General features: G+C 42.6%; 16 protein-coding genes. 5 read left to right on the forward strand and 11 right to left on the reverse strand.

The window, feature by feature from the left end; translation table 11 throughout:
• Positions 1-31 precede the first annotated feature (31 nt).
• From AC4CS8_RS06965 to AC4CS8_RS06980, 4 genes are read left to right on the forward strand one after another with little or no spacing between them, the layout of a single operon-like run.
• A complete protein-coding gene (locus AC4CS8_RS06965) occupies positions 32-793 on the forward strand; it encodes an amino acid ABC transporter ATP-binding protein (protein WP_493892548.1) in 762 nt (253 codons plus the stop codon).
• An 11-nt stretch (positions 794-804) separates the two neighbouring features.
• The gene (locus tag AC4CS8_RS06970) at positions 805-1,644 is read left to right on the forward strand and encodes a transporter substrate-binding domain-containing protein (RefSeq protein WP_493892549.1); all 840 of its coding nucleotides are present in this window, start codon (positions 805-807) and stop codon (positions 1,642-1,644) included.
• Between the two features lie 14 nt (positions 1,645-1,658).
• A complete protein-coding gene (locus tag AC4CS8_RS06975; RefSeq protein ID WP_493892550.1) occupies positions 1,659-2,357 on the forward strand; it encodes an amino acid ABC transporter permease in 699 nt (232 codons plus the stop codon).
• A gap of 12 nt (positions 2,358-2,369) precedes the next feature.
• Positions 2,370-3,029, forward strand: coding sequence for an amino acid ABC transporter permease (locus AC4CS8_RS06980; protein WP_493892551.1), 660 nt, complete (start codon positions 2,370-2,372; stop codon positions 3,027-3,029).
• Between the two features lie 170 nt (positions 3,030-3,199).
• Here AC4CS8_RS06980 and AC4CS8_RS06985 read toward each other — a convergent pair whose 3' ends face one another.
• On the reverse strand, positions 3,200-4,801 hold the full coding sequence (locus tag AC4CS8_RS06985) for an ATP-binding cassette domain-containing protein (RefSeq protein WP_493892552.1): 1,602 nt from the start codon (positions 4,799-4,801) through the stop codon (positions 3,200-3,202).
• A gap of 216 nt (positions 4,802-5,017) precedes the next feature.
• Here AC4CS8_RS06985 and AC4CS8_RS06990 point away from each other — a divergent pair, with 216 nt between their 5' ends.
• Positions 5,018-5,923, forward strand: coding sequence for a helix-turn-helix domain-containing protein (locus tag AC4CS8_RS06990; protein WP_493892553.1), 906 nt, complete (start codon positions 5,018-5,020; stop codon positions 5,921-5,923).
• Positions 5,924-5,967: 44 nt separating this feature from the next.
• Here AC4CS8_RS06990 and smpB read toward each other — a convergent pair whose 3' ends face one another.
• From smpB to ybeY, 10 genes are all read right to left on the reverse strand, one after another.
• Entirely contained in the window at positions 5,968-6,435 is a 468-nt protein-coding gene (smpB, locus tag AC4CS8_RS06995; RefSeq protein ID WP_002935771.1) for an SsrA-binding protein SmpB, read from the reverse strand.
• Positions 6,436-6,437: 2 nt separating this feature from the next.
• Complete coding sequence (gene rnr, locus AC4CS8_RS07000) at positions 6,438-8,807, reverse strand: ribonuclease R (RefSeq protein WP_493892554.1); 2,370 nt, start codon at positions 8,805-8,807, stop codon at positions 6,438-6,440.
• A gap of 51 nt (positions 8,808-8,858) precedes the next feature.
• Entirely contained in the window at positions 8,859-9,092 is a 234-nt protein-coding gene (gene secG, locus AC4CS8_RS07005; RefSeq protein ID WP_493892555.1) for a preprotein translocase subunit SecG, read from the reverse strand.
• Positions 9,093-9,137: 45 nt separating this feature from the next.
• Positions 9,138-9,287: a 50S ribosomal protein L33 gene (gene rpmG / locus AC4CS8_RS07010; RefSeq protein ID WP_493892556.1), complete on the reverse strand. Its 150-nt coding sequence runs from the start codon at positions 9,285-9,287 to the stop codon at positions 9,138-9,140.
• A complete protein-coding gene (locus AC4CS8_RS07015) occupies positions 9,287-10,492 on the reverse strand; it encodes a multidrug efflux MFS transporter (protein ID WP_493892557.1) in 1,206 nt (401 codons plus the stop codon). Before AC4CS8_RS07015 ends, rpmG begins: the two co-directional genes overlap by 1 nt.
• Entirely contained in the window at positions 10,476-11,081 is a 606-nt protein-coding gene (gene coaE, locus AC4CS8_RS07020; protein ID WP_493892558.1) for a dephospho-CoA kinase, read from the reverse strand. Before coaE ends, AC4CS8_RS07015 begins: the two co-directional genes overlap by 17 nt.
• Positions 11,074-11,901: a DNA-formamidopyrimidine glycosylase gene (mutM, locus tag AC4CS8_RS07025; protein ID WP_493892559.1), complete on the reverse strand. Its 828-nt coding sequence runs from the start codon at positions 11,899-11,901 to the stop codon at positions 11,074-11,076. Before mutM ends, coaE begins: the two co-directional genes overlap by 8 nt.
• 56 nt (positions 11,902-11,957) lie before the next feature.
• Positions 11,958-12,857: a GTPase Era gene (gene era / locus AC4CS8_RS07030; RefSeq protein WP_014637640.1), complete on the reverse strand. Its 900-nt coding sequence runs from the start codon at positions 12,855-12,857 to the stop codon at positions 11,958-11,960.
• A 17-nt stretch (positions 12,858-12,874) separates the two neighbouring features.
• On the reverse strand, positions 12,875-13,273 hold the full coding sequence (locus AC4CS8_RS07035; protein WP_493893876.1) for a diacylglycerol kinase family protein: 399 nt from the start codon (positions 13,271-13,273) through the stop codon (positions 12,875-12,877).
• A gap of 88 nt (positions 13,274-13,361) precedes the next feature.
• Positions 13,362-13,859 carry an rRNA maturation RNase YbeY gene (gene ybeY / locus AC4CS8_RS07040; RefSeq protein WP_493893877.1) on the reverse strand — a complete coding sequence of 166 codons (498 nt, stop codon included), beginning with the start codon at positions 13,857-13,859 and terminating at the stop codon, positions 13,362-13,364.
• Between the last annotated feature and the right edge of the window lie 63 nt (positions 13,860-13,922).

Below are 13,922 nucleotides of genomic sequence, written 5' to 3' on the forward strand. Positions count from 1 at the left end.
GGCCTATCAATGCAATAAAAAGGAGAACCTTATGGCCTTAGTAGAATTTAACAACGTCAACAAATACTACGGAGACTATCACGCACTTCGAAATATCAATTTAGAGTTCGAACCTGGTCAAGTTGTGGTACTCCTCGGTCCATCGGGATCAGGAAAGTCAACTCTCATTCGTACTATTAATGGCTTAGAAGCTATTGACGAGGGAAAGCTCGTCGTTAATGGGCATGATATTTCCAAGACATCTATAAAGGAACTGGTTAGCTTGCGCAAAGAGGTCGGTATGGTTTTCCAACACTTTAACCTTTACCCACATAAGACAGTGTTAGAAAACGTCACGTTAGCTCCTACCAAGGTTTTGGGAATCGACAAAGAAACTGCTCAGAAGACTGCTCAAAAATACCTTGAATTCGTTAACCTATGGGATCGTAAAGATTCTTATCCTGCCATGCTATCTGGCGGACAAAAACAACGTGTGGCGATTGCTCGCGGTCTTGCTATGAAACCCGAACTTCTACTTTTTGATGAACCAACTTCTGCCCTTGACCCTGAAACCATCGGAGATGTGTTGGCAGTTATGCAAAAACTAGCTCGGGACGGTATGAATATGATCGTCGTAACGCATGAAATGGGCTTCGCCCGTGAAGTTGCTGACCGTATTATCTTCATGGCTGAAGGCGAGGTACTAGTCGATACAACTGATGTTAACGGATTTTTTGACAATCCAATAGAACCACGTGCCAAACAGTTCCTCAGCAAGATTATCAACCACGAATCAGACAAAGTACAACTCTAGGAGGTCGTTCCATGACAGATAAAAAAGTGCATTTTTGGGGGACTATTTGCCTACTAATTGTCAGTGTTCTGAGTCTCTTTCTCATCAATCAACCTGTTGTAGAAACTGAAACACCTGCCGACCTTTCTAATAGCGACCAGGTTCAAGCCATTATCGATAGGGGTGTTCTTCGCGTCGGTGTCAAGCAAGATGTACCAAATTTTGGCTATCTCAATCCAGATACTAGCGAATTCGAAGGAATGGAAATTGATATTGCCCGCAAAATTGCAGATGAACTAGGTGTTGATATCGAATTTACACCTGTCACTGCACAAACCCGCGGGCCGCTTCTTGATAATGGTCAAGTAGATATGGTTATTGCCACATTTACCATTACAGACGAACGCAAGCTTCTTTACAATTTCACTACTCCCTACTATACAGATGCTGTCGGTTTCCTTATTAATAAAGATAGTGGCATTACAGATATTGAAGATTTAGATGGGAAAAATATCGGTGTAGCCCAAGGTTCTAATACACGTACCCTTATCTCTGAACTAGCTGATAAATATGGAATTGAGGTCAGCTACACCGAATTAGGTTCCTATCCAGAATTATCTGTGTCTTTACGTGCACACCGCATCGATGCCTTCTCAGTTGACCAGTCTATTCTTTCGGGCTATGTCAGCTCCAAGTCTCAACTCATGGACTTCAGCTTCTCAGCGTCAAACTACGGTATCGCTACTAAATTATCCAACACAGACCTTAACGACTACTTAAACAGCTTGATTGAAGAATGGACAACAGACGGTAGCCTTCAAGCTATCTATGATGCCAACGGTCTTAAGCCTGTGACAGAAACCGATGAATAGAAAGGTAATTGACTATGACTTTCTTAACAACTAGTCCTTATGCTTGGGAGAACTGGGTTAGTTATTTCAATGACTTCCCGACCTTTTTCCAAGGTTTCCTCTTTACCTTAGCCATTTCTATCGGCGCCTTCATCATGGCCATGTTGCTAGGAATTGTCTTTGGTAGTTTATCATCCAGCAAAAATAAGTTTTTGAAACTTATTGCCCGTATTTATGTTGAATACTATCAAAATACTCCACTTTTAGTGCAGTTTATGATTGTCTATTATGGCTTTCCTTTGATTTCAAATTATGTCCTCATGCCTTCTATCTACTGGACCGCTGTTATCTGTGTCGGACTTTACCATGGTGCCTATATCGCAGAAGTGATTCGTGCCGGTATCGAGGCGGTGCCTACTGGTCAAACTGAGGCGGCATTATCGCAGGGATTTACCCAGTCTGAAACCATGCGCATCATTATCCTACCACAAGCCATCCCTACTATCCTGCCACCATTGACCAACCAAGTCGTTAACTTGATTAAAAATACGGCTACGGTTGCCATTATCTCTGGTGCGGATATCATGTTCATGACTAAATCTTGGTCAGCCATGAATGCTAATTATATCCCAGCCTTTGCTGGTGCTGCTTTTCTCTACTTCATCATGTGTTTCCCTGTTGCTAGCTGGGGCCGCAGGATTGAAGAGAAAAACAAAGCGACTTTTTCTCACTAAGGGGGTTGAAGCATGGATTATGTTTTAGAATTACTCAAACCGTCAACCTTCCAACTCTTGTGGAATGGATTGAAACTAACTCTTTATATTTCCAGTATCTCAGTGGTCTTATCTATCCTCTTTGGAATGATTCTGGCGATCATGCGAAATGGAAAAAATCCACTTTTTAAGTGGATTGCAACAATCTATATCGAGTTCGTACGGAATGTACCCAACTTGCTTTGGATTTTCACTGTTTTCTTGGTCTTCCAAATGAAGTCAACGCCTGCTGGTATCACTGCTTTTACCATTTTTACCACGGCAGCCATGGCCGAGATTATCCGCGGTGGTCTAAATGCAATCGGACCAGGACAGACCGAAGCTGGTCTGTCACAGGGTTTCACCCCAGTACAAATCATGGTCTATATCATCATGCCACAAGCTATTCGCAAGATGTTGCCAGCTATCATCTCGCAAATTGTAACGGTCATCAAAGACACTAGTTTCCTTTACTCCGTTATCGCTTTGCAAGAACTATTCGGAGCTAGCCAAATCCTGATGGGACGCTACTTCGAGGCGGAACAGGTCTTTGCACTATATCTTATGGTTGCTCTCATCTACTTTGTCATTAACTTTGCTATCTCAAGTCTGTCACGCTATGTGGCTAAGTCTTGGGCAAATAGTATTGAATAAAATACTCGAAACTCAGGTTCAACAATTCTTGAATTTCTATATAGTATACACAATAAGTCAATAAGACTATATCACCAATCCCCACAGTTACAAACTGTTGGGATTATTTTCATTTAGAAATTTAATCTTTCATGGCTAGGATACTGTAAACCTAAAAACAAAGTGGTTGACTAGGTTTCTTTAACATAGCAATTCAGGTCAATCACTTGCGTATAAGAGGCTTTCATCTGATTTGATATGTGGTGTTCAATATTCAATACAGTGCCAGGGTAGTTAAGTATGATTGCACTCAAAAGCTCTGCATTTCCCTTATCCAGCCCCGACAAGGCTTCATCAACAAACAAAATTTCTTTCTCTTGTAACAATGCACGAGCAACTTCTAATCTGCGTTGTTCACCATTTGACAACTGGATTCCATCCTTCCCTAACAAGGTACCCAAGGTTTGTAAATCCGCAAATTTCCCCAAGCCAACTTGCCCTAAGACCTCCAACAAACAACTATCTTCCATCGGAAAACCAAGTGTTAGATTAAATCGTAAGCTATCTGTATATACAAAAGAATTTTGATCAATCACAGCGATATGGTCATATAATTCCACACCTTCCGCATCTTGACCAAGCCGAATAGTACCATTTAAGGCCGGAATTTCTCCCAACAAGGTTTTAAACAAGGTTGATTTCCCAGTTCCTGAACTGCCTGTCACTAGAACCTTTTCCCCTGACCGTATAGACAGATTAAGCCCTTTTAATAAGATAGTGGAGCCATAACCAATGGCTAATCCTTTTGCCTCAATCTCCCCTTGATTCGCCTTTTTAGCCGTTAAAACTGTTTTATCGCTTAAACCATAAGCTAGGTTATTAAGCTGAATGGCTTCAAGTAAAGGAAAAGCTCCTAATATTTCGTTGACATAATAGATAGCAGAAATCAGTGGGGTCACAACTCGATCAGAAGCCATATAAACCGAAAGTAAGATACCAAAACCAAGTTCCCCTGTACTAATCAGATAAACCCCATACAAAAAACCAACCAGTATCGAGAGATTATAGAGTAAGCTTACAAAGAAGGAAGAAACTGCCTGCCTAAAATTCATACTAAAGTAGCTGCTTTCCATATCGAATAAGAGTTCTCTATTTTTGGAAAGGATATTACCAATCGCACCAAATCGTACCAACAACCAACGGGAGGTCAAACTTTCTTCCAGAGATAGTGCATAGGCTTGATTGTTGACTTGCCAAGACATGGTACCATTCTTTATCCACTTAGCTGATAACTTAGGCACAAGTGTCGGTAAAATGCCAAAACCGATAAAAACCAGTCCCAACTTCCAATTCTGCGACAGAACAAAAGAAAATGAAATGACGCCTTGGAAAATACAGTAACACAATTGTAGACAGGAATTGATTACTTTTTCTTGTATTACCGTCACATCGGACAAGGATTTTGTTAAAAAACTTGTCGAGGCAACATCCAGCTGATTTTTTTGAAAGGAGTATTGCAAGATAGCTGTTCTCAAAAAGACACTCGTTTTTTGTAAAAATATTCCCTTTAAAAAATTATAGACTAGCTGGGCTAGCAATAAACCGACAAGTCCCAATCCCCAAAAAACAATCAAAGACACTACTGATACAAGATTTCCTTGTTCCATTCTAATGGACAATTCTCCCATCACATAGGGAGATAAAATGCCATCAAAGGCAAATAGAAATGAGCTTAGTAGGCACCCCCAAAATAAAAACTTATATTTCGAAATCAGAATGATGAGATTTTTCATAGCGCCTCCTATCTTATGCGTCCTTTTACCTGTATTCTTTTCTCTAATCTATTCCATTTATAACATGATTTAAAGGCAAAATCAACCCAAAATATGTATAATAGAAATTATTTTAAAATATATTCCTACTCTAACTATTCCCTAGAAAAAACTTGCTGATTAAGAATTTTTCTTTTATAATAAAACCAACAGAAAATCGAAGGAAAGACAGTATTTATGAATATGTTAGGTGAAAAATTTAGATTAAGACGGAAGGAACTCAAACTATCGCAGAAAGCTCTCGCAGAAGGTATTTGTGAACAAAGCCAAATCAGTAAAATTGAAAGAGGGAGTTTCATGCCGTCCGCTGAGCTTCTCTACAAGCTATCCAAGCGTCTGGAAGTACCTCTGGATTACTTTTTTAATGAACAAATCGAGGTCAAGTCTAATCTCTCTCATTTTAAACAATTATCATCAAAACTATTAGAAGATAGAAATTATGATGATTTAGAATACATTTATCAATTGGAGGTGGAAAAAAAGAGCATTCTATCCTTTGAAGACAAAATGTATCTTGAGTGGAGCAAGGCTATTATTGACTTTTATAAATACAATCTAACATCTCAGGCTATCTCACATTTGGAAAAAGCCCTTGCTTCACTATCACCTACAACCATTATTTATCTTAAAATCCTCAATACCTTATCTAACTTTTATTCTCTAGTTGGACGTGAAGAAGAGTATGAAAAAAATTACCAATTTTTAAAAGAACTCTATCAAACCAAGGATTTGACAAATCAAGAATTTCTTTTCGGCTATATCCGAATCCGTTTCAACTACGCCCACCATTTACAATCACAGAAAAAATACAACGAAGCCATGCAAGAAGCGCTTGAAATGATTGAATTCTGTAAATCTAAACATACTAGCTATCAATTAGAACACTTTTTAATAATAGTCGGCAATGCTGGTGCATCATTTTTGGACAAGGAGCAGGTAAGGAATTACTACTTACAAGCAATAGAATTATGCCGCATATACGATCATCCTCTTATGCTTATGAAAATAGAACATTTTCTCAGCAATCTTGAAAACTCTCAAAAAAATACCGCTACATTGCAAAACGTGGATAACAAAGATTAACGAAAAACTCGATAATACAAAAAAGACCGAGATTTCTCCCAGTCCTAGCGACTATTGATAGCCTTCATAGTCCGTTTAATATCGCGGTCTTGCTCACGGCGTTTGATGGACTCTCGCTTGTCGTAGTCGTGCTTCCCTTTAGCAAGCCCAATCAGGACCTTGGCAAAGCCGTCCTTGATATAGACCTTGAGGGGCACCAGGGTCATCCCCGTTCCCTTGACCTCATTGCCCAAGGACTCAATCTGCTTCTTCCGCAAGAGGAGCTTGCGGGTCCGCGTCGGCTCCTGGTTCCAGATATTGCCCTCATCGTAGGGAGCGATATGGACATTGACCAACCAAGCCTCGCCCTGCTTGATCTGGGCAAAGCCATCCTTAAGGTTAATCCGCCCCGCACGAATAGACTTAATCTCCGTCCCCGTCAGGACCATCCCTGCCTCCACTGTATCGACAATGGTATAGTCGTGGCGGGCTTTTTTATTCTGTGCAATTACATTGCCCTCACCCTTGGCCATGCCTATCTCCTTTTCTTCTTATTCTTTTTAGCAACTTCTTTGTAAAATGGTTTCTTTTTCTTGTCTTTTTTGCCACTTTTTGACTTGTGGTCTTTTCCAGACTTGTGACGTCCGCTGTCGCGACCAGCAGCTTCTTGTTTGTGGTGCTTGCCCCGTCCTCGCCCTGACCGATCATCACGGTCACGGTTAGAGTGACTAGCCGTTCTCCGCTTGGCTTTCAATACTTTTTCGACAATATCCAGCTCGGACGGCACGTGGGCAAAATCGATTTCCCCTGTCATCTTGTCCGCCCGCGTTAGCTTGATACGGATTGGCTGACCGACACGGAAGACCCGACCAGATTTCTCACCTTGCAAGGTCAGAGTCCGCTCGTGGAACTGGTAGTACTCGTTGAGGTTGGTGACATGGATCAGACCTTCAACCGTATTTGGCAACTCGACAAAAAGCCCAAACTTGACTACGCTAGACACCACGCCGTCAAACTCTTGCCCAACAAATTCTTGCATGAACTCTGCCTTCTTCATGGCTTCGACTTCCCGCTCTGCCTCAATGGCACGGCGCTCTAAACTGGACGAAGACTTGGCAAGCTCAGGAATAACCTGCTCAAAATGCTCTGCTTTTTCCGCAGGATTATGACCATATTCCCGTACCATACGGTGAACCAGCAGGTCGGGATAGCGGCGGATAGGACTGGTGAAGTGGGTGTAGAACTCGGCACCCAGACCGTAGTGGCCGTGGTTGTGCTCCGAGTAGCGTGCCTGCTGCATGGAACGCAGCAACATCATGTTGAGGACATCCGCATAGGGTTCATCCTTGACCCGCTCCATGAGATCCTGAAGGGCGTCCTGACTGATCGAGCTGGCCGTTCCATATACCGTCAGACCAAAGCTGGTCGCATAGTCGATGAACTTCTGCAACTTGTCTGACTTAGGCTCCTCGTGGATCCGATAGATGAAAGGCAGGTCCAGCTTGGCAAAATGCTCAGCAACGCACTCGTTGGCAGCCAGCATGAAGGACTCAATCATCCGCTCGGCAATGCCTCGCTGGCGCAGTTGGATATCGACTGGCAGACCGTCCTTGTTGACGATGATTTTGGCTTCAGCTGTATCAAAGTTGAGAGCCCCACGCTTGTAGCGCATGGTTTCCAGGGTTTCGTGGAGTTTGACCATGAGGTTCACACTCGGCACGATTGCCTTGTATTTGTCCAACTTTTCCTGATTGCCCGCAATCATGTCATTGACATCGGAATAGGTCATACGGAAGGTCGTTTTGATGACCGTCTGACCAATCCAGCGCTTGACAACCTTCCCCTTACAGTCAATTTCCATAATAGCCGACTGGGTCAGGCGATCTACATTTGGATTAAGAGAACAGATGCCGTTTGACAGGCGTTCTGGCAACATCGGCACCACACGGTCGGTCACATAGACAGAGGTTCCACGCTTGACAGCTTCCTGGTCCAAGGCTGAGCCCTCAGTCACATAATAGCTGACATCAGCGATATGGACACCCAGCTCCAGATTACCGTTCTTGAGCTGCTTGATATGGACAGCATCGTCCAAGTCCTTAGCATCCGCACCGTCTATGGTGAAGATGATTTCATCACGCAGGTCCAAACGTCCTTCAAAGTCCTGTTCAGACGGACTTTCTGGCACCCGATTGGCCTCCGCCAAGACTTCATCAGGAAACTCCGACACGATGTCCATCGACTCCAAAACTTCCAAGACATCAATCCCCACATCGTCCTTGTGACCCACCACGTCCCGAATGGTCGCAACAAAGTGGTCCCGTTTCTTGTTTGGATAAGCTTCGATATCAACTTTGAGGATTTCCGTTCCGGTCAATACCAGAGGTGACTTCTTGATGTAAATCTTCTGAGCGATTTTCTGGTTTTTAGACTTGATGTAGCCTGCATACTCTGGCTTGTCTTCATCAAAAACAATCAAGCCCACCGCTGTTTTCAGGCTATGTTCTAAAATATCAATGACTTCCGCTTCCGCAGCCGTCCCCTTGAGCCTGTCCGCCACTTTCTTGATAGCCACTTCCACTCGGTCGCCCTCGATAGCAAAGTTGACATCATCGCGGCTGACAAAGAGGTCATCTTCTTCCTCATCAATGGTCACAAAGCCGAAACCTGACTTGTGGGCACGGAAGATACCTTGTAAGGTCACTTTATTTTTTGAGATTTTAGGTGCTGGAAGGGCAATTCGTCCAGCATTGTCAAAAACAAGTTGACGACGACCTTCCATGCTAGAAACTAGCTTGACCAAGTCTGTAAATTGTTTGGCAGAACTGGCTCCGAGCTGGTCTGCTAACTGATCCATGGTCACAGGACCAGCTTCTTTAATATAGTTTATAATTTCGTTTTTCATAATACCTTTACTAAAAAAACAGACCAAGAACGAGTTCCCAGTCTGATATATCTATCTACTTGAAATGACGACCAAAGCCAAGGCAACAGCCATCCAAATAAAGATAAGGATAGCAGTCAGACGTTGCATTACAGCCTCAAAACCACGAGCTTTGCTCCGTTCAAAAAGAGCTCCTGTCCCAGCATCAAATACGTTGCTTGACTGGTTTTTAGCAGGTTGAACAAAAATCACTCCAATAATTACTACAGATAAAATCAAAAGAACAGCTAATAATACTCGGTACATATTTTTCTCTTTCCTTAAATAACTCCCTACAGTATACCACACTTTTTACTTTGTTTCAAGATGAAGGGTTACTTTTCTCTCTTTAGGACAATATTTCAAGACCTCTATCTTTTGCGGATGGTTTTTAGAATTTTTACTGGTCAAGTAGTTTTTACTCCCACACTCTGAACACTGCAAGTTAATTTTTACTCTCACTAAACATCCCTTACTTTCAAATAGTTTCTAAAATTGGTCAAGGACCAAATAAGATTAAACAAAACAAGTCCACTGGATAGATAAAATACCCAGTCATAGCCCATGTGTGCTGCTACTGCTGATCCTATCATGGGACCAACAACAGAGCCCAGATTATTAAAAATCTGGTTATAAGAAAAGATTCTAGAAATCCCCTCTTTGGGTGTCAATTTGGTTAACAAGGAATTGACAGAGGGTAACAATGCCCCTGTACCAAAACCATACATAAATCGTAACAAACCAAGTTGGAAAGGATTCTGGGCAAAGACACAGAGCACATTGATGAGAAGGCTGTAGGCTAAGGCCAATAGCAAGAGCCGATGATTGCCAATTTTATCCCCCAACTTTCCTAAATAGCCAGAAGTCACCAAAGAGGCCATGCCTGGCAGAGAGATAATAAAACCAGCAACAAATAACAGATTATCTCTCTGTCCCAAATGCCGCACATAGAGGGTCAATATCGGCACAACCGCTTGGGCTGCTGCAATGATGACCATGGAGGTCACAAAGAGCCCGACCAACATCGGTTTATCTTTGACCTGAGCAAAGACTTCTTGGATGGAGGCAACTTCACCTTTTTTCACTGGTACGAAATCCTCACGAATATAGAAAACCGTTAAAACAACAACTAAGGCATAGAGGAGCCCAACCAATAGAAAGACATTGTGAACGCCGAACATCTCTGCTAAAATACCACCAAGAGTTGGCCCAATCAAGTTACCCGCTACTGCTCCAGTTGATAAGGTCCCTAGAGCATAGCCTGTCTTACTCTTTGGTACCTGACTGGCAATCAAGGCTGTCGCGTTGGGGATGTAACCTGTAAATATCCCATTTAAGATACGTAAGGCAATCAACCAAAAAACATTCGGTACAAAGGCCATGCCACCCATGGTGAAAATCATAGCAAAGGCCGCCCGCACCATCATCGGCTTGCGACCATACCGGTCTGCAAGACTCCCCCAAATCGGTGCCATAACTGCAGCCGCCAAGGCGTTTGCCGATACAGCCAAACCCGCATAGTATTCCACCTGACCAGCACCTACACCTAGTTCTTCGACAAAGACCGAGATAAAAGGCATAACCAAGGTGAAACTCATACCTGTCAGAAAATTTCCCAGCCAAGCCACCTTCAAATTTTGTTGCCAGTAACTACTGCCCTCTTCCATCCTTCAATTCCTCCAAAAGCCAGGCAACCTGCACCAAAGTCGCCTCCACTGCTCCGCTATTATCAATCACCACTTGAGCTTTCGCCCGTTTTTCCTCTAAAGAAAGCTGAGCTACCAACCGATTTTCCGCATCTTGAACAGATAAACCATTGCGCTTGATAAGCCGATCCAACTGCTGCGCTCTATCGACATAGACCAGCCAGACTTCATCTACTTCTCCGCTATAATCCGCTTCGTAGAGCAGAGGAATATCCATAAAAACTACTTGCTCAGTCTGTTTGAGAACATCTCTTCTAGTCAGCAATTCTTCCTTAATAATCTTATCTTGCAAGTCAGACAAACGAACCCGCAAACTACTGTCCGCAAAAACAGCCTGCCCCAGCTTTGCTCTATCCAAATTTCCATCTACCGACAGAATTTCTTCTCCAAATTCTTCTAGCAGTATCTGATAAAGTTTGCCTCCCTTAGCCTGCAACTCATGAACGACCGCATCCGCATCGATGACCGGATAACCATGATTTCTTAGAAAAGCTGTAACCGTTGACTTCCCAGAGGCGATACCACCCGTTAAACCGATAACTTTAGCCATGTTTCACCTGACATGTGGGACAGAAATGCGTTCCCCGTCCGCCTAACTGGATTTTGACAATCTCCGTTTGGCAATGTGGACAGGCCTGTCCCGTCTTTCCATAAACTTGTAGATAATCCTGCATGGTCCCATCCATCCCTAAAGCATTCTTATAGGTCCGAATGGTTGAGCCACCTTTTTCAATACCCAGTTGCAAGACTGATATAGTTGCTTGACGGAGGCTCGCTACTTGTTTCTCCGATAATCGATTACTTGCTTGAGCAGGGTGGACTCGGGCCTTGAATAAAACCTCGTCAACATAGATATTGCCCAACCCAGCCACTAAAGACTGGTCCAAAAGATGCGACTTAATGGGCTTTTTCGACTTAGCTAACTTTTTGGCAAATTCTTCTAAGTCAAAATCTTCCTCCGTCGGCTCAGGACCAATTTTTCGACTGAGAAAATAGGCTTCTACATCCGCCTTGCCCAGCAGTTCCATTGTGCCAAACTTGCGGACATCCTGATAGACCAAGGTCGACTCATCTGTAAAAGTGAAAAAAACATGGAAATGCTTGTTCTCAGGCACTTGATCAGGAAAGAAATTGTACTTGCCTTCCATACGTAAATGAGAAATCAGAACAAAGTCCGTCAGGTAAATTAATAAATACTTACCCCGACGGCCCACGTCTAAAACTTCCTGACCAATCAAGTCTTGGCAGAAAGTATCTGCCCCTGTCTTAGTCATAGGAGTATAGATTACTTCAACCTTGGAAATAACCTTCCCCTTGACCAGCCTATTCAAACCACGACGAACCGTCTCCACTTCAGGTAATTCGGGCATACTTATCCTCCTCACAGAAATTGCTGAGCTACGCTCAGCAATCGATTTCAACCTTCTTAATACTCTTTCTCATTATAGCCAAAATCTGCAAGGTCGAGTTTTTTATCTCGCCAGTTTTTCTTGACTTTGACCCATGTTTCCAAGAAGACTTTATCTCCTAGCATGAGTTCAATATCACGGCGGGCCATAGAACCGATTTTCTTGAGCATAGCTCCTTGTTTACCGATAATAATACCTTTTTGACTATCTCGCTCCACCATAATGGTCGCTCGAATGTGAACCTTATCCGTAAATTCATCGCGTTTCATAGACTCGATGACAACGGCAACTGAGTGCGGAATTTCTTCACGGGTCAGGTGCAAAACTTTTTCACGAATCATCTCAGACACCAAGAAGCGTTCTGGGTGATCTGTGATTTGGTCTGCAGGGAAATACTGGAAGCCTTCATCCAAGTTTTCCTTAAGAATTTCCATGAGGCGATTCACATTATTTCCTTGGGTAGCTGAAATAGGCACAATTTCCTTGAAGTCCATCTGATGACGGAAGTCATCAATCTGCTCAAGTAGCTGATCTGGGTGAACCTTATCAATTTTGTTTACAACCAAAATGACTGGAACTTTTGCCTGTTTCAGCCGTTCCATAATCATGTCGTCGCCCTTGCCTCGCTTTTCATCAGCTGGAACCATGAATAGAACCGTATCCACCTCACGCAGGGTGCTATAGGCAGACTCCACCATGAAATCCCCCAAAGCCGTCTTAGGCTTGTGAATCCCTGGCGTGTCAATAAAGACAATCTGCTCTTCTTCTGTTGTATAAATCCCCATAATCTTGTTACGGGTCGTTTGAGCCTTATCGCTCATAATAGCAATTTTTTGCCCCATTACATAGTTGAGAAAGGTTGACTTCCCAACGTTTGGTCGACCTAATATCGCCACAAATCCTGACTTAAATGTCATGCATTCTCCTTAGTATTTTAAAAAATAAAGTTCCAAATCTTTGGTAGAAAGATAATCAAACCTGTCAACAAAGCAAATCCTGAAACAAACAAGACTGCTCCTGCCGCCATGTCTTTAGCATTTTTTGCCAACATCGAAAAATGGTAGTCTGATGCCAAATCAACTACATTTTCAATGGCCGAATTGACAATTTCAAACGCAATCACCAAACAAATACTCAACAGCAAGAAGAGCCACTCTGTTATAGAAACTCGGAAAATGAATCCTGCTATCACAACTAAAATAGCCGACATTAGATGCTTGCGCATATTGCGTTCTTCCTTGAAGGCTGTAAATAAACCTGTCGTAGCAAATTCTAAACTAGCTACTAAATCACGGTTTTTCCACTTTTTCTGAGTTTCTCTTGCCCGGCTCATTTTTTCGTCTACCTCTTCATCAAAACGAAACAGTTTTTTTTCAATCGCTTGTTTGGAAAGTCTATCTGTAAAAACTTCTTTTTCCGAATTAGTCTCGTGTAAGTCCATAAGCTGTCAATATCTCTTCCTGTAAACCAAACATTTCCGCCTCTTCTTCCGACGTATAATGGTCATAACCATTAATGTGTAAGAAACCGTGGACAGCTAAAAATCCCAATTCACGCTCATAGCTGTGACCATATTCTGTAGCTTGTTCGCGAGCTTTGTCAATGGAAATATAAAGTTCCCCTATATAGGCATCGAAATCTTCCATCATTTCAGCCAAATCAGGATCGTCTAGTAAGTCTTCTTCATCAAAGACAATCTCCAACTCTGGTTTATACTCTAGACTAACAACATCGGTAGGACGATCAATACCTCGGTACTCCAAATTAACCTCATGGACACGCTTGTTGTCCACAAAGGTCACAGCCATTTCCTTATTCTGCTTGCCGATTTTTTCAGCAGCAAACTGAAGCAAATTGGTAATCTGCTCTTGCATCTGAGCAGAAACCTGCCCTGTCTCATCAATCATCTCAATATACATCATCTTACATTCCTTTTATGTTTCCATTATATCACAAAACCTATCAATGAGGTTTTTTTAGTG

The organism is Streptococcus sp. NSSLK0004, from assembly GCF_059039125.1.